Source organism: Cupriavidus sp. WKF15, assembly GCF_029278605.1.
Classification (GTDB): Bacteria; Pseudomonadota; Gammaproteobacteria; order Burkholderiales; family Burkholderiaceae; genus Cupriavidus.
The window spans coordinates 79,548-95,381 of record NZ_CP119572.1 but is presented as its reverse complement, the minus strand read 5'-3'; the positions used below and the strand labels follow the sequence as shown (position 1 = coordinate 95,381).

Genomic DNA, 15,834 nt, shown 5'->3' with positions numbered 1-15,834 from the left:
CACGCGCTTGCTGCGCGCCTCGCAGCATGCAGCGGCAATTCGCGCCGTCGTGCGTCGTATTCACTACATATATCGCAGCCAATCCAATTCGCGCGCATGCACACACGCGGCACGCGCGGTCCCTGATGCCATTCGCGCCCATTCGCTCATATTCGCGCTTTAAGGAACAGTTAAGATTTCCTGAGCGAACTTTTACGAACCCGCGCTCGTGCCGCTTCCTAGACTGCCTTGCATGCGGCGGCCAGCACCGGCCTGATGGCGCCGCGATCCGGATCGCCACTGGCGCCGGACTTGCCAATCGCAGGCCGCCCGGGCACCGATGGTGCCCCTGAAGGAGACAGGTTCATCATGGCAGTCACAGGCAACACCCACGGCTTCACGCAATCACACCAACATGCACAAGCAGCGCCGCGCTTCGATATCTATGGGCGCATCCACAAGGCGCTGCGCGCCTTTATGGCCGACACGCTGTTGCGCGTCGGCCGCACCGACACCGACGACGAGGCCGAGCTGCGCGGCACGCTGAGTCAGGTACGCGATCTGCTGTCGGCTTGCGAGCAGCACCTACATAAGGAAGACGACTACGTGCACGCCGCCATGGAAGCGCGCGTGCCGGGTTCCACGGCGCGCATCGCCCACGAGCATGTGACCCATATGGCCGAGATCCGGGCGCTGCTGGCGCTGACCGACCGCGTGGCCGCCACCATGCCGGCGGCACGCCCCGACGCCATCCGCGAGCTGTACCGCCAGCTCTCGCTGTTCGTTGCCGAGAACTACGAACACATGCATTTCGAGGAGACCCGGCATAACGCCGTGCTGTGGGCCAGCCATACCGATGCCGAGCTGCTCGATGTGGAGAACCGCATCGTGGCCTCGCTGCCGCAGGAGACGGTCGGCGTGATCGCCCGCTGGATGCTGCCCAACGTCACGCCCGCCGAGCGCGCGCTGATGCTCGCCGGCATCCGCGAGAACGCGCCGGCGGAGGCCTTCACCGGCCTGCTCGAGGTCTGCCGCACGCTGCTGCCGATGCCGGACTGGATGAAGCTCACGCGCGCGCTCGGTCTGCCGTCCGGGTCGACGCAGGCCATCTGGGCGGCGGGCTGATCAGCCGCCGCGCTCAACGTGCTCGATCCGCAGCGGCCGCGCCACGCGCAAGGCGAAGCGGCCGCGGCCGGTGCGCTCGATGCGCACGCTGGCGTCGCGCTCCACCAGCCGGCGCGCCAGCAGCACCAGCCGCGCCTCGAGGTTGTCGCTGATGTCCGGCAGGCCAAGCGCGGGATCGAGCCGCAGTTCGCGATTGGTGAAGGCTTCGCGCCCGGCGTGGAGGTAGTCGCAGACCAGGCGCCGGAAGATGGCGCCGGCCACGCCCTTGATGAGGTAGTCATCGTCGAGGAAGACGCTGCCGTCGGCCTCGAAGTAGCGCACCAGCACCGGCTGCGGCGCGGGCGGCGGCACATCGCCGGGCATCGCGGCCACGGCGGATTCGTCGGCCGCGGCGTCGGCGCTGGCCTGCAGCCCGCGCATGGCGTGGCCGAGCTGCGCGGCAAGGATCACCAGGGCGTCCTCGTCCTCATAGGTAAAGCGCTGTTCCCGCTCGCTTTCGACGAACAGCACGCCCAGCAGCGTGTGACCGGCACAAACCGGCACGGCGAGCTGGCTGCCCGGCGCGCGCAGCCCCGGCAGCGGGATCTCGGTTTCGAGCCGCGCCGACAAACCCGTGTCGATCACGCTGTCGCGCATGGCGCGGCTGTAGCTGCGGTCGGAAGTCATGTGCATGATGCGGATCGGCGTACGCTCGCGCGCGGCCACGCCGATGACGCCCTCCCCCAGCGCGATCTCGGAACCGACGCCAGACACTGCGTAGCCGTGGCTGGCGACGGTGTAGAGACGTCCGGCAAGTGCGTCGTGCATGAGCAGCATGGCATGGTCGACGCCGAAGTCTGCCGCCAGGCCGCCCATCGCCACGTCAAAGAGCTGGCCGGTCTCGGTGCAGGCCGCCAGCCTTTCCGTCATGCAGCGCAGTGCGCCGAGCCGTTGCCGGCGAGCCTGGCCCGACGGCACAGCCAGGCGCCCGCCGCCCGGCACGGCTTCGATGGCCGAGACCCGGTACACGTCCGCGCCCTGCAGCCTGAAGACATTCTCCATGCCCGAATGCGAAGCAATGCCGGCGAGCCTGGCCCTCATGTGCTCGAACAGCGGGCCGGCGGTCTCGGTGCGCAGGTAATGCACGGTCAGGCGGTACATGGCCGCCGTGTCCGGATCAATCATCAGCACCGTACCCACGGGATTGCCCAGCACGTTCTCGCGCGTCTTGTTGAAGAACTGGAACGACAGCGCGACATGCTCGGGATCGACGTACTGCACGTGCGAGAGATACGCGACGTTGGGCGTGCCGTCCGCCGCGCAGGTGGCCATCACGGCGGGAATCACGCCTTCCAGGCAATCGCGGATATCGGCGGCGTTCAACGGGGCCGTCATGGTTGCGCGCGCGGCTTCGGTGTCACGTTGTTGCCGGGCTGAGTGCCTGCCCGGCCTGGGCACCGGGCGTCTGCTGGAATGCCTGGGCGGGGGTGAAGCTGACGGCGACGAGGTCATCGTCCGGGCACGCCAGGAAGGCGTTGGCAAGCGCCGCTTCCAGTCCGATCAGGCTGATCTCCTCGCCAAGCGCCAGGCGGTAGGCGGCCACGCGCGCGCAATCGCCAGGCTGCAGAGGCGTTTCGCGCGCGTCGAAGCCCTTGAGCTGCAGCGTGCGGTGCGTGGTCGGTTCACTGAACACCACGGCGATCGACCGGTTGGCCGCGATATCGGCCAGCACCTGCCGCGACTGCTGGCGGCACAGGAATACGGTCACGATGGCATCGTCGTCATCGATGCGGAAGCCGACCGCGCGCATCAGGTGCGGCACCATGGCGGCGTCGCGCGTCGCCGCGATCACCGATACACGGCGTTCAAGCACTGCGGCGTGGCCATCCGCGCGCAGCGCCGCCAGCGCCGAGGATGGCGCGGCTGGCACTGGCATGGGTGGGGATGACCGGCGTGCAGGCATGGTCATGCCAGTGTAGAAGACACCGGCCCCAGTGAAAAAGCCCCGTCCGGGTGGGGCGCGATGGCGCTTGGTGCGCCGGCGCGCGTCAGGCGGTCTTGCGCTTGCCGCCCAGGTCGGGCAGGAACACCGCCAGCAGACCCAGCAGCGGCAGGAACGCGCACAGCCGGTAGACAGTCTGGATGCCGTGCGTGTCGGCCAGTCCGCCCAGCACCGCGGCGCCGATGCCACCCATGCCGAAGGCCAGGCCAAAGAACAGGCCCGACACCATGCCCACCTTGCCGGGAATCAGCTCCTGCGCGAACACCAGGATCGCGGAGAAGGCCGACGCCAGGATGAAGCCGATGATGAAGGTCAGCACGCCGGTCCAGAACAGGCCCGCGTGCGGCAGCACCAGCGTGAACGGCGCCACGCCAAGGATCGAGGCCCAGATCACCCGTTTGCGCCCGATGCGGTCGCCGATCGGCCCGCCCAGGATGGTGCCCGCCGCCACCGCGAACAGGAACACGAACAGGTAGACCTGCGCGGTCTGGCGCGCCAGGCCGAACTTCTCCATCAGGTAGAAGGTGTAGTAGGTGGTGAGGCTCGCCATATAGAAATACTTGGAGAACACCAGCACCAGCAGCACCAGCATGGCCCGCACCACCACGCGCGTCGGCACCGGGCTGGCCGTGGCGCCGGCCGCCTTGCCCTTGCGCGCGCGGTGCGCGAGCTGCTGCGCGTACCAGCCGCCGATTTTCCACAGCACCCCGATGGCCAGCAGCGCCGCCAGCGAGAACCACGCCACGCTGGCCTGCTTGTGGACAATGCCCGCCGCCAGCAGCGGCCCCATGGCGCTGCCGCCATTGCCGCCGACCTGGAAGATCGACTGCGCCAGCCCGTGCTGGCCACCCGACGCCATGCGCGCCACGCGCGACGACTCCGGATGGAAGATCGACGACCCGGTGCCGACCAGCGCCGCTGCCACCAGCAGCACGCCATAGGTCGGCGCGACCGACAGCAGCAGCAGCCCGGCCAGCGTAAAGCCCATGCCGATGGCCAGCGAGTGAGGCTTGGGATGCTTGTCGGTGTACAGGCCCACCACCGGCTGCAGCAGCGATGCCGTGACCTGGTAAGTCATGGTCAGCAGGCCGATCTGCACGAAGTTCAGGTTGAAGCCGCTCTTGAGCATCGGATAGATCGCCAGGATCAACGACTGGATCATGTCGTTGAGGAAGTGCGCGAAACTGATCGCGGACAGGACGCGGAAGCCGGTGCGCTCGGCGGCTTGCTCAAAGTGAACGCCGGACGCTGCAGCGTTGGAGTCGATGGTTGTGCTCATTGGCGGTCTCGACAGGACGGATGACGAACCGCTGGGGGCGCTCGTCGGGACAGTAGAAATGCGATGCTATCTGGCCCTAAATCGCCTGTCCTGCGAGAATGGGTCCGCAACTCTGGAGAAAAGGACATGCCTGCCTCACGTGTGTGGAAGCCCGCACCGGCGCAAACCCAGGCCCTGGGAGACACGCACACCCACCCGCCGCGCTATGTGCACTTTGATCGGGGCCCAATGCCGGTCACGGCCATGGCGGCCGACTACCATTCCGGCGACGTCACGGCCCGGCACCAGCATCCGCATGCCCAGCTGATCCACGCCGTCCGCGGTGTGATGGTCGTATCGACCGACGAGGGCCAGTGGATCGTGCCGCCCACGCGCGGCATGTGGATGCCCGGCGGCACGCTGCACTGGATCCGCATGGTGGGACCGGTGCAGATGCGCACCGCCTATATCCGGCCCGACGCGGCGCCGGACCTGCCCCAGCGCTGCACGGTGCTGGGCATCTCGCCGCTGCTGCGCGAACTGATCCTGGCCGCGATCGACATGCCGCTGCCCTACTCCGCCGATTCGCGCGACGGCCGGCTGGCGCGCTTGCTGCTCGATGAGGTGGTCCTGGTGCCGACGCTGCCCTTGCACCTGCCGCATCCCGTCGATGCGGGACTGCGGCAGATCTGCGACGCCATCGTCGCCGCGCCAGATATCCCCCTGACGCTGGCCGATTGGGGCGCACGGCTTGGCGTCGATCCCAAGACCATCCAGCGCCGCTTCGCGCGGGAAACCGGGATGACGTTCGGACAGTGGCGGCAGCAGGCGCGGTTGCTGGCGGCGCTGGAGAAACTGGCCGCAGGCAGCAAGGTGGTGGATGTGGCGCTCGATCTCGGCTACGAGAGTCCGAGCGCGTTTGCGACGATGTTCAAGCGGCAGTTCGGGGTGCCGCCGAGTGCGTTTTTTCGCTGAAGCCGCTGATCGATGTGTACCGGGCCACCGGCCTACCGGGCCAGATAGCGCTCCACCAGCCTGGTCCAGTACGCCGCGCCAACCGTCAGGTTCTCGTCATTGAAGTCGTAACCCGGGTTGTGCAGCAATGGCTGGTTGGCGCCATTGCCCAGCCGCACGAAGCATCCGGGCCGCTGCTGCAGGAAGTAGGCGAAGTCCTCGCTGCCGGTAATGCGCGCCGCCTGCGTCACCACCTTGTCGGCGCCGACCAGTTCCTCGGCGATCTGCCGCGCGAAATCGGTTTCCCGTTCGCTGTTGATCAGCACCGGGTAGCCATGCACATAGTTCACCTCGGCCACCGCGCCGTAGCCCTCGGCGTGCGAGATCGCAAGCTGGCGGATGCGGGTCTCCAGCGACGCCCGCACTTCCGGGCTGAACGAGCGCACGCTGATTTCCATGCGCGCGCTGTCCGGGATCACATTGGGAGCATGGCCCGCGTGCAGCGTGCCGATGGTGACCACGGCGGTTTCGTTCGGGTCGACATAGCGCGACACCACCGACTGCAGCGCCAGCACCAGGCTGCCGGCCACCAGGATCGGATCGACCGACTGGTGCGGGCGCGCGGCATGGCCGCCCTTGCCGCGGATGGTGATGGTGACGGTGTCGCAGGCCGCCATGAACGGGCCCGCGCGGAACAGGAAGTGGCCCTGCTCCACGCCGGGATGGTTATGCAGGCCGAAGATGGCGTCGCACGGGAAGCGTTCGAACAGGCCGTCGGCCAGCATGCGCTCGGCCCCGCCGCCGGCGCCGATTTCCTCGGCCGGCTGGAAGATCAGTTGGACAGTGCCATTGAAGTTGCACGTACGCGCGAGCTGCTTCGCGGCACCAAGCAGAATGGCGGTGTGGCCGTCATGCCCGCATGCGTGCATGCGCCCCTCGTGCGCACTCGCGTATGGCAGGCCGGTGCGCTCGTGGATGGGCAATGCGTCCATGTCGGCGCGGATGCCGATGCTGCGCCCACCGGTGCCCGCCTTCAGCGTGCCGACCAGGCCGGTGCCGCCCACGCCGCGCGTGACCGCGTAGCCCCAGCTTTCCAGCAGGCTGGCGACCAGCCCGGAGGTCCGGACTTCATCGAAGGCTAGTTCAGGGTTCTGGTGGATGTTGCGCCGTATGGCTTCCAGTTCGGCGCGGCTGTCCAGGGTGTCGGCCAGCGCGCAGAAACGGCGCTTCAGCGTGGTACCGAGGTAGGTCTCGATCTCGGGGGCGTGCTCGGACATGGCATTGCTCTTCTGGCAGAGACTGCGGGACGGTCAGGACGCCGTCCTTACAATCAGTATTTCACGCAGAAATCGCAACGGAAACGTCAAAGGCGGGATTTGATGTAAATCGATGTAACCCGGCCGTTTTCGACACCGGAACTGTTGCTCTCATGGCACGCTTTGTATGGGAACCCAACGCTTTGTATGAAAGCGTTTCGACGGGGAACCTGGCGGGCGCCTTGCACGCCCGCCCTGCGCGACGCATGTCGTGCGCTGTGCCGCCCGGGCGGATCACTCAGGCGTAAGGCACCACCTTCTGCGCCTGCACGCCCAGGCCCTCGATGCCCAGACGCATGGTGTCGCCCGCCTTCAGGAAGCGCGGCGGCTTGAAGCCCATGCCTACGCCCGGCGGCGTGCCCGTGGCGATCAGGTCGCCGGGTTGCAGCGTCATGAAGCGGCTGACGTAGCTGACCAGCGTGGCCACGTCAAAGACCATGGTCGCGGTGCTGCCCTTCTGCACGCGTTCGCCATTGACCTCCAGCCACAGGCCGAGCGCCTGCGGATCCGGCACTTCGTCGCGCGTCACCAGCCACGGGCCGACCGGGCAGAAGGTATCGCAGCCCTTGCCCTTGTCCCAGGTGCCGCCGCGTTCGATCTGGAACTCGCGCTCGGAGACATCGTTGACCACGCAATAGCCCGCCACATGGCTCAGCGCGTCCTCGCGCGAGACATTGCGCGCCGTGGTGCCGATCACGACGCCCAGCTCCACCTCCCAGTCGGACTTCTGCGACCTGTACGGCAGCATCACGTCATCGTCCGGACCATTGAGCGAGCTGTTGGCCTTCAGGAAGACGATCGGCTCGGCGGGAATCGGCATGCCGGCCTCGGCCGCGTGGTCCGCATAGTTCAGGCCGATCGCGATGATCTTGCCGATACCGGTCCAGGGCACGCCGAAGCGCGCACCCTCCACCACCGGCAGCGTGCCGGCGTCCACCTGCGCCAGGCGCGCGAGCGCCTCCGGCGACAGCTGCGATGCGGAAATGTCCGCCACCACGCCGGACAGGTCGCGCACCTTGCCCTGCGCGTCGATCAGGCCCGGGCGCTCGGCGCCGGGCTGGCCAGTTCTTACCAGTTTCATTGTCTTCCCTTGGATGGATGGGCCTGACGGTCGGCCGCCCCTGCGAGCGAGCGCGCGACCACCGTCAGCACTTCATTGGCGGTGTTCTCGGAATGCCGGCGCAGTACCTGCGCCAGGCGCGGACGACCGGGCTCGCGCAGGGCCGCCATGATCTCCTCATGTTCCTCATGCGACTCCTGCCAGCGCAGCGTATCCGCATTGGCGGCGCCGCGCGCGCGGTGCACCTTGCTCATCAGCGCGGCATAGACGGCGGCCAGCACTGGGTTGGCGGCCCCGTCGATGATGAGCTGGTGGATTTCCTGGTTGATGCGGAAATAGTCGGTACGCCGCCCCGCCGCATGCGCTTCGATCATGGCCACGTGACGGCGCTCCAGCTTCGCCTGCGCCGCTTCATTCAGGCGCTGTGCGGCCAGTTCGCCGGCGGTCGCCTCCAGGCCGTGCAGCGTCTCGAAGGTGGCGCGCAGTTCGTCCAGGTCCAGCGGCGCGACGCGGTAGCCGATGTACTGCCGGTGCAGCACCAGCCCTTCGGCCACCAGCACCTTGAGGGCCTCGCGCAGCGGCGTCTTCGAGACATCGAACGCCTCGCAGAAGGCCCGCTCGTCGATTCGCTCGCCGGGTGGCAATTCGCCCTCTTCGATCATCGTGCGCAGCCGCGCGGCGATTTCGGCGGACATGCCCAGCGTGCGCAGACGGGCGGTTTTCGGAAGCGTTTGTGTCACGGACGTCACCAGCATGGGGAATTTGCACCAAACGAAGGCTATCACACCCAGAATTGTGCTACCGCAATCTCGCAAAATCAATGACTTACGAGAGTTGTAATTACAGATTACGTATCCTATACTCCGAACCAGTTGCGCGACACCCACTACAAGCGCCTCAATCGAAGGACCCAAGGAGTAAGGAGACACCTCGTCATGCAAACGACAAGCCAAGCCGGCACCCTCACGGCCACGCGCAGCAGCGTGCGCTGGAAGATTTTCCTGATGATGCTGATGCTCGTCGCGATCAACTACATCGACCGCGCGTCGCTGTCGGTGGCCATGCCGCTGATCGCCAAGGAGTTCGACCTCAGTCCCGCCATGCAGGGGCTGATCCTCAGTTCGTTCTTCTGGACCTACGCATTCATGCAGATCCCGGGCGGCATGCTGGCCGACAAGTACAAGCCGCGCATTGTGATCGCCTGCGCCACCGTGTGCTGGGGCTTCTTCCAGGCGATTGCGGCGGTCTGCACCAACGCCACCTCGCTGCTGCTCACACGGCTCGGGCTGGGCGCCTCGGAGGCGCCGATCTACCCGGCCGGCGGCAAGCTCAACGCCATCTGGATGACGCAGAACGAACGCGGCCGCGGTGCCACGCTGCTTGACGGCGGCGCACCGCTGGGAGCGGCGCTCGGTTCGCTCATCATCGCCGGGCTGATCAGCGAACTCGGCTCGTGGCGCATGTCGTTCGTCGTCGCCGGCGTCGGCACCGTGCTGGCCGGCTTCGTGGCCTGGTGGTACATCCGCAATTCCCCGCGCGAACACAGCGGCGTCAATGAACTCGAAGCGCGCCACATCGAGGAAGCCCACGCACGCGAGCACAGCACCGAGCCGACCAACCTGTCCGGTCGTTCGCTCGATTTCTTCAAGTACCGCTCGGTGTGGTGCATGGCCATCAGCTGGATGTGCTTCAACGCCGTGTTCTATGGCCTGCTGACCTGGATGCCGACCTACCTGAGCAAGGCGCGCGGCTTTGACCTGAAGACGATGGGCGGCGCGAGCTTCCTCATCTTCATGAGCGGCTTCGTCGGTGAACTCGTCGGCGGCTGGATCGCCGACAAGTGGAAGGAAGCCGGCGGCCGCCCCAACGTGGTCATGCGCACGCTGTTCGGCATCGCGGCCGTGGTCGCCACCGTATCGATCTTCTCGGTGGCTTATGTCGCCAACGCGGTAGCCGTGGTGGCGCTGCTCTCCTCCACCATGTTCTTCCTGCGCTGGTGCGGCCTGTTCTGGTCCGTGCCGTCGATGCTGGGCACCCGCAACAAGATCGGCTTCCTCGGCGGTCTGATGAACCTGGGCGGCAATATCGCCGGCATCAGCGTGCCGATCATCGTCGGCCTGATCGTGCAGGCCACGGGCTCCTACTTCCTGGCGCTGATGTTCTTCGCGGCCGCCGGCGTGGGTCTGCTGCTGGCTTCCACCTCGATCGACTACGAAACCAAGCTTCCGGTCTGACCGGCACCGGTCCCCAAAAAAAGCCATATCCGCACCCGTCGCGCAGGCGTCCGTCCAACGGACGGCGCGCGATGGAGGAGACACATCATGACTCGCATCCCCCGCATGCTGGCCGCCGCCGTGCTTGCCGTCGGCGCCCTGCAGGCACACGCCGCCCCGGCGGCACCCGCCCGTGCAAGCGCCGACGGCATTCCGAGCGCGCAACCCGAAGCTGTCGGCGTCGACTCGGCCAAGCTCGTGGCTTTGTCCGAATGGATCCGCCGCGACAAGCTCGACGTGCGCAGCCTGCTCGTCATCAAGGACGGCAAGCTCGTGTTCGAGCGCTACGGCGACGGCCTCTCGCGCGACTACAACCATGAGCTGTATTCCGTCACCAAGTTCATCAGCGCCCTGCTGGTAGGCACGCTGGTCGGAGACGGCAAGCTCAACGCCGAGGACGCGCCGGCCGCACGCCTTGCCGCCGCGCGCCCCGACCTTGCGCCGGCGCTTGCCAACAAGCAGGCGATCCAGTTGCGTCACCTGATGTCGATGTCGAGCGGGCTGTCGTACAAGCTCGTGGAAGGCACCGACACGCTCTACTACGGCGTGCCCGACCGGCTCAAGGTCGCGGCCTCCGCCAGCGTGCGCGTCGCGCCTGGCACCGAGTTCGATTACATCGACGTCAATCCCGTGCTGGTCGGCGCCACCATCAGCCAGGTCACCGGACTGCCCGAGCAGCAATATGCCGAGCAACGCCTGTTCAAGCCGCTCGGCATGCAGCACTACCGCTGGGACGGCGCCGATGGCAAGGGCGCGGTCTCGGGCGGCTGGGGCCTGCGCCTGCGCTCCATCGATATGGCGCGGCTCGGCATGCTGATGCTGAACCAGGGCCGCTGGAACGGCGAGCAGGTCGTGCCGGCATCATGGGTCGCACGCATGACCACGCCGTCCGGACCGGCGCCGGACTATGGCTTCTACTGCTGGGTCAATAACATCGTGAAGAGCGAGCGCGAATTCAGCGCCATGGGCTACAAGGGCCAGTTCATCACCGTGCTGCCGAAGCAGAACGCGGTCATCGTAATGAACAGCATCATGTCCACGCAAGGCGGCCTGCGCGACGCGGCCTACCTCGACCTGTACCGGCGCATGGTGAACGACTACGTGCTGCCCGCGCTGCAGGCAGGCAAGGCCGTGCACCCGGACGCCGCGCGACAGGCGGCGCTGCGCAAGGAGCTCGAGCTGGCACGCACCAGCCAGCGCGTGCCCGGCACCGCCCTCGCCTTCAACGACAAGCCCGAACAGTAAGCCCAAAAACAAACAACGGAGCGCCGCGCATGACGGCGCCCGCACCACTCCTGAGAACCATTGCAATGACCAAGCAAATCCGCCTCGGCATGCTGACGCCGTCCTCCAACACCGCGCTCGAACCGATCACCAGCGCGATGGTCAGCGGCCTGCCCAATGTGAGCGCGCATTTCTCGCGCTTCACCGTCACCGAGATCTCGCTGCGCGACCAGGCGCTGGGCCAGTTCGACCTGGAGAAGATCCTGGCCGCCGCGCGCCTGCTCGCCGACGCGCGCGTCGACGTGATCGCGTGGAACGGCACGTCGTCGGGCTGGCTCGGCTTCGACAAGGACGAGGCGCTGTGCAAGCAGATCACCGAAGCCACGGGCATCCCCGCCACCACCTCGGTGCTGGCGCTCAACGAGATCCTGGAGAAGACCGGTGCGCGCCGCTTCGGCCTGGCCACGCCGTATCTCGATGACGTGCAGCAGCGCATCGTCGCCAACTACCAGCGCAGCGGCTTCGACTGTTCGGCCGAGCGCCACCTTGACCTGCACGTGAACTACAGCTTCGCCGAGGTCGAAGAGGACATCATCCGCACCATGGTGCGCGAACTCGCCAAGGATGCGCCGCAGGCCATCACCACGTTCTGCACCAACCTGCGCGCGGCGCACCTGGTGGAAGCGCTGGAAGCCGAGACCGGCATTCCCGTGTACGACACCATCTCCACCGTGGTGTGGAAGTCGCTGCGCCTGGCCGGCGTCGACACGCGCGCGCTGACCGGCTGGGGCCGGCTGTTCCGCGAAGTCCAGTAAGGCAGCGACATCAACGAACCGGAGTGATGACCATGCCCGCAGACAACAACCTCGACCTGGTGATCCGCAATGCCGACGTGGTCACCGCTTCCGACCGCTTCCAGTGCGATATCGGCGTGCGCGACGGCCGCATCGTCGCGCTCGGCCAGGGCCTGCCGCAAGGCAATCGCGAAATCGATGCCACCGGACTGCTCGCGCTGCCCGGCGGCGTCGATGGCCACTGCCACCTGGACCAGCCCATGCCCGACGGCATGCGCATGGCCGACGACTTCTTCACCGGCACGCGCGCGGCCGTCTGCGGCGGCACCACCACGGTGATCCCGTTCGCCGCGCAGGAAAAGGGCGCTTCGCTCAAGGCCGCGGTCGCCGATTACCACAGCCGTGCCGAAGGCCGCGCCGTGATCGACTACGCGTTCCACCTGATCGTGGCCGACCCGACGCCCGCGGTGCTGCAGGACGAACTGCCGGCGCTGATCCGCAAGGGCTACACCTCGTTCAAGGTCTACATGACCTATGACGACCTCAAGCTGTCGGACCGCGAAATGCTGGAGGTGCTCGACGTCGCGCGCGAACACAAGGCGCTCGTGATGGTCCACGCGGAGAATTCGGACTGCATCTCGTGGCTCACCGACAAGCTGACCGGCGAAGGGCGCATCGCCCCGCGCTTCCACGGGCTCGCGCGTCCCGCGCCGGTCGAGCGCGAGGCCACGCACCGCGCCATCACGTTCGCGGAACTCGTCGATGTGCCGATCCTGATCGTGCATGTCTCGGGCAAGGAAGCGATCGAGCAGATCCGCTGGGCACAGGGCCGGGGGCTGAAGATCCTCGCCGAGACCTGCCCGCAGTACCTGTACCTCACCGCCGAGGACATGGGCCTGCCCGGCGATGACGGCTACGAAGGCGCCAAGTGCGTCTGCAGCCCGCCGCCGCGCGACCCCGAGAACCAGGCCGCCGTGTGGCGCGCGCTGGTCAACGGCGTGTTCAGCGTGTTCTCGTCGGACCATGCACCGTTCAACTACGACGATCCGCAGGGCAAGAAGCTCGGCGGCAGCACCGAGCATTCTTTCGACCACATTCCCAATGGCGTGCCGGGCATCGAAACCCGCCTGCCGCTGTTGTTCGACGGCGTGGCGCGCGGCAAGCTGTCGCTGCACCAGTTCGTCGAGCTGACCTCGTACCGCCCGGCCAAGATCTATGGCCTGTATCCGCGCAAGGGCACCATCGCGGTCGGCGCCGATGCCGACATCGTGCTGTGGGATCCCGCACGCAAGGTGCGCATCACCAACAGTGCGCTGCATCACGCGGTCGACTACACGCCGTACGAAGGCATCGAAGTGACGGGCTGGCCCGTGACCGCCTTCTCGCGCGGCGACATGCTCGTGCGCAATGGCGAGTATCTGGAGCCCGCGGCCGGACGCGGCAGGTTCCTCGAAGCGGGGCAACCCGAGGTCTGAACCAGAATCCATCGCAAACCCAACATGAATCTCCTGATCGTCAACCCCAACATCAGCGAGTCGGTCACCGACCTGATCCACGCGGAAGCCCTGCGCACCGCCGCGCCCGAAACGCAGATCACCATGGCCACCGCGCAGTTCGGCGTGGCCTATATCGAAACGCGCTTTGAAGCGCTGGTCGGCGGCTACGCCACCGCGTGCGCGGCCGCCGAACATGCCGGCAAGTTCGACGGCCTCGTGGTCGCCGCGTTCGGCGACCCGGGCCTGGCCGGCCTCAAGGAGCTGTTCGACGTGCCCGTGGTCGGCATGACCGAAGCCGCGCTCGCCAGCGCCTGCCTGCTGGGCCAGCGCTTCTCGATCATTGCGATCTCGCATCGGATCGAGGCGTGGTATCGCGAATGCGTGGCCAGCAACGGGCTCGCCTCGCGCCTGGCCAGCATCCGTTCGCTGCAGGAGCCGCTGCGCGATATCGGCAGCGTGCAGGAAGACCATGCCGCGCGCCTGGAAGAACTGAGCCTGCAGGCCGTGCGCGAAGACGGCGCCGACGTGATCATCGTCGCCGGCGCGCCGCTCGCGGGACTGGCGCGTTCGCTCAAGGGCCGCATTCCGGTGCCGGTCGTCGATGGCGTCAGCAGCGCCGTGCGCCATTGCGAATCGCTGGTCGCGCTGCAGGCCGGCACCACGCGCGAAGGCAGCTTCGCGCGCCCGCCGCGCAAGCCCAATGCGGGCCTGCCGGCAGCGCTCGCGCAACTGCTCGCCTGAGCGCACGCCCCTGTGCAAATTTGCAGGGCCGCTCCGCGCCCCTGCGCATTGCCTCTCACCGGGGCGAGTCCTAGACTGCCTGCACGGCCACTGCATGATGCAGTGGCCGCCCAACGCGACATAGGACACCCTGATGAAGCTCTACTATTCCCCCGGCGCCTGCTCGATGGCGGTCCACATCGCCCTGCGTGAAGCGGGCCTGCCCGTCACGCTCGCCAAGGTCGACCTGATCCACCACAAGCTGGTGGAAGCCGAGCACGGCACCGACGACTACTACACGATCAATCCGCGCGGCTACGTGCCACTGCTGCAGCTTGACGATGGCTCGCGCCACAGCGAAGTCTCGGCACTTCTGCAGTACATCGCCGACCTGGTGCCCGAGCGCAAGCTGCTGCCGGCTGCCGGCACGCGCGAGCGGCTCGAAGCAAACGGCTGGCTCACGCTGGTCTCCACCGAGCTGCACAAGGTGTTCAGCCCGTGGCTGTGGCACAAGGAAACCGCCGACAGCACGGCGCAGGCGTGCAAGGCCAAGCTGCAGCTGCGCTTCGCCGAACTCGACCGCCACCTGCAGTCCCGCGAGTACCTGACCGGCAGCACCTTCACCGTGGCCGATGCCTACTGCTTCACGATCATGGGCTGGGCACGCATGCTGATGATGCCGCTGTCGGCCTACCCGTCGCTGCAGCAATACCTCTCGCGCGTTGCCGCGCGCCCTGCCGTGCAGGAAGCCATGCGCGCGGAAGGCCTGGTCCGCGACTGATCAGGCCATCGCGGCGCGGGCTGGCGGCACGCGGTAGTGGTTAGGCGTGAGCAGGTCCAGCCCGCATTGCAGGTTCTCGACCCAGTCGATAAAGCGCGCCGCCATGGCCTTGCCACGAAACGACGGCCCGTGCTGCGGCACGATCCAGTCAATGTCGAGCGTTCGCGCCATGGCCGCCCACAACCGGCAGGCGCGGTTGCCGCTCATGTAGCGCTGATGGAACGGCAGCATGCGCGGTGCATGGGCATCGAAATCCGTGACCGTGGTGCCGGCTTCGCCGGCGCTCGTCATGGCAGCACCCAGGTCGCCCGAGAACAGGATCTTGCTGACGGGGTCGTAGAACTGGAAATTCCCCTCCGAGTGCAGGAAGTGCGCCGGCAGGGCAAGCAGCGAACCGCGGCCCAGCGGGATATGCGCGCCGGCATCGGGAATCGTGACGATGCGGCCGGCGGTCTTGCCCGCCTGGCAGAAATGCGGAAGAAAGCGTGCCCAGACCTTGGAGATGAGCACCTGGCAATCCGACCCCGTCAGCCAGCGCCCGACCGAGGCGACGATATCCGGATCCGCGTGCGAGGCCAGGACGTAGTCAAGCTGCTTGGGCGGAAAGTAGCGGCTGATGGCCAGGTACAGCTCGCTGTAGGTCATGTTCCCGCCGGGATCGATCAGCGCGCCGTGGCCATGGTCCACCACCAGGAACTGGTTGGTCTGCACCACCTCGCCATGCGCTTCCTCGACCAGGTCGGCAAACATCAGGCAGGTGTGTCCGTCTGCGTCGTACAAGGTGATGCCCATCGTCGCGCTCCGCCATCTGAAAGCGGCGACGTTAATCAGCGGGCAACAATGGGAGCTTGATGCAGGTCAATTTCCGTAAGC

15 protein-coding genes are annotated in these 15,834 nt (G+C 67.0%); 8 read left to right on the top strand and 7 right to left on the bottom strand.

Annotation, left to right across the window (positions count from 1 at the left end):
• Positions 1-348 precede the first annotated feature (348 nt).
• On the top strand, positions 349-1,104 hold the full coding sequence (locus tag CupriaWKF_RS00390) for a hemerythrin domain-containing protein (RefSeq protein ID WP_276099090.1): 756 nt from the start codon (positions 349-351) through the stop codon (positions 1,102-1,104).
• On the opposite strand, the gene CupriaWKF_RS00385 is transcribed toward CupriaWKF_RS00390, so the two are convergent.
• The 3 genes from CupriaWKF_RS00385 to CupriaWKF_RS00375 all read right to left on the bottom strand — a co-directional run bounded on the left by CupriaWKF_RS00385 (position 1,105) and on the right by CupriaWKF_RS00375 (position 4,364).
• Entirely contained in the window at positions 1,105-2,478 is a 1,374-nt protein-coding gene (locus tag CupriaWKF_RS00385; RefSeq protein ID WP_276099089.1) for a GAF domain-containing protein, read from the bottom strand.
• Between the two features lie 22 nt (positions 2,479-2,500).
• Positions 2,501-3,019: a hypothetical protein gene (locus CupriaWKF_RS00380; protein ID WP_276099088.1), complete on the bottom strand. Its 519-nt coding sequence runs from the start codon at positions 3,017-3,019 to the stop codon at positions 2,501-2,503.
• A 112-nt stretch (positions 3,020-3,131) separates the two neighbouring features.
• Positions 3,132-4,364: an MFS transporter gene (locus tag CupriaWKF_RS00375; protein WP_276099087.1), complete on the bottom strand. Its 1,233-nt coding sequence runs from the start codon at positions 4,362-4,364 to the stop codon at positions 3,132-3,134.
• A gap of 126 nt (positions 4,365-4,490) precedes the next feature.
• Between CupriaWKF_RS00375 and CupriaWKF_RS00370 the strand changes: the two genes are divergently transcribed.
• On the top strand, positions 4,491-5,318 hold the full coding sequence (locus CupriaWKF_RS00370) for a helix-turn-helix transcriptional regulator (protein WP_276099086.1): 828 nt from the start codon (positions 4,491-4,493) through the stop codon (positions 5,316-5,318).
• Positions 5,319-5,350: 32 nt separating this feature from the next.
• Here CupriaWKF_RS00370 and CupriaWKF_RS00365 read toward each other — a convergent pair whose 3' ends face one another.
• The 3 genes from CupriaWKF_RS00365 to CupriaWKF_RS00355 form a co-directional block, all read right to left on the bottom strand.
• Positions 5,351-6,574: a M20 aminoacylase family protein gene (locus tag CupriaWKF_RS00365; RefSeq protein ID WP_276099085.1), complete on the bottom strand. Its 1,224-nt coding sequence runs from the start codon at positions 6,572-6,574 to the stop codon at positions 5,351-5,353.
• A gap of 277 nt (positions 6,575-6,851) precedes the next feature.
• Complete coding sequence (locus tag CupriaWKF_RS00360) at positions 6,852-7,694, bottom strand: fumarylacetoacetate hydrolase family protein (protein WP_276099084.1); 843 nt, start codon at positions 7,692-7,694, stop codon at positions 6,852-6,854.
• A complete protein-coding gene (locus CupriaWKF_RS00355) occupies positions 7,691-8,428 on the bottom strand; it encodes a GntR family transcriptional regulator (RefSeq protein WP_276099083.1) in 738 nt (245 codons plus the stop codon). The genes CupriaWKF_RS00360 and CupriaWKF_RS00355 overlap by 4 nt, the downstream gene beginning before the upstream one ends.
• 180 nt (positions 8,429-8,608) lie before the next feature.
• Here CupriaWKF_RS00355 and CupriaWKF_RS00350 point away from each other — a divergent pair, with 180 nt between their 5' ends.
• The 6 genes from CupriaWKF_RS00350 (at position 8,609) to gstA (ending at position 14,961) form a co-directional block, all read left to right on the top strand.
• Positions 8,609-9,907, top strand: a complete 1,299-nt coding sequence (locus tag CupriaWKF_RS00350) for an MFS transporter (protein ID WP_276099082.1) — start codon at positions 8,609-8,611, stop codon at positions 9,905-9,907.
• 87 nt (positions 9,908-9,994) lie between these two features.
• Positions 9,995-11,191, top strand: coding sequence for a serine hydrolase (locus tag CupriaWKF_RS00345; RefSeq protein WP_276099081.1), 1,197 nt, complete (start codon positions 9,995-9,997; stop codon positions 11,189-11,191).
• Between the two features lie 65 nt (positions 11,192-11,256).
• On the top strand, positions 11,257-11,985 hold the full coding sequence (locus CupriaWKF_RS00340) for an aspartate/glutamate racemase family protein (protein ID WP_276099080.1): 729 nt from the start codon (positions 11,257-11,259) through the stop codon (positions 11,983-11,985).
• Positions 11,986-12,017: 32 nt separating this feature from the next.
• Complete coding sequence (gene hydA, locus CupriaWKF_RS00335) at positions 12,018-13,439, top strand: dihydropyrimidinase (protein WP_276099079.1); 1,422 nt, start codon at positions 12,018-12,020, stop codon at positions 13,437-13,439.
• A gap of 24 nt (positions 13,440-13,463) precedes the next feature.
• Positions 13,464-14,201, top strand: coding sequence for an aspartate/glutamate racemase family protein (locus tag CupriaWKF_RS00330; protein ID WP_276099078.1), 738 nt, complete (start codon positions 13,464-13,466; stop codon positions 14,199-14,201).
• A 133-nt stretch (positions 14,202-14,334) separates the two neighbouring features.
• Positions 14,335-14,961, top strand: coding sequence for a glutathione transferase GstA (gstA, locus tag CupriaWKF_RS00325; RefSeq protein WP_276099077.1), 627 nt, complete (start codon positions 14,335-14,337; stop codon positions 14,959-14,961).
• Here gstA and CupriaWKF_RS00320 read toward each other — a convergent pair whose 3' ends face one another.
• Complete coding sequence (locus CupriaWKF_RS00320; RefSeq protein WP_276099076.1) at positions 14,962-15,753, bottom strand: MBL fold metallo-hydrolase; 792 nt, start codon at positions 15,751-15,753, stop codon at positions 14,962-14,964. It lies immediately after the preceding gene.
• Positions 15,754-15,834 lie beyond the last annotated feature (81 nt).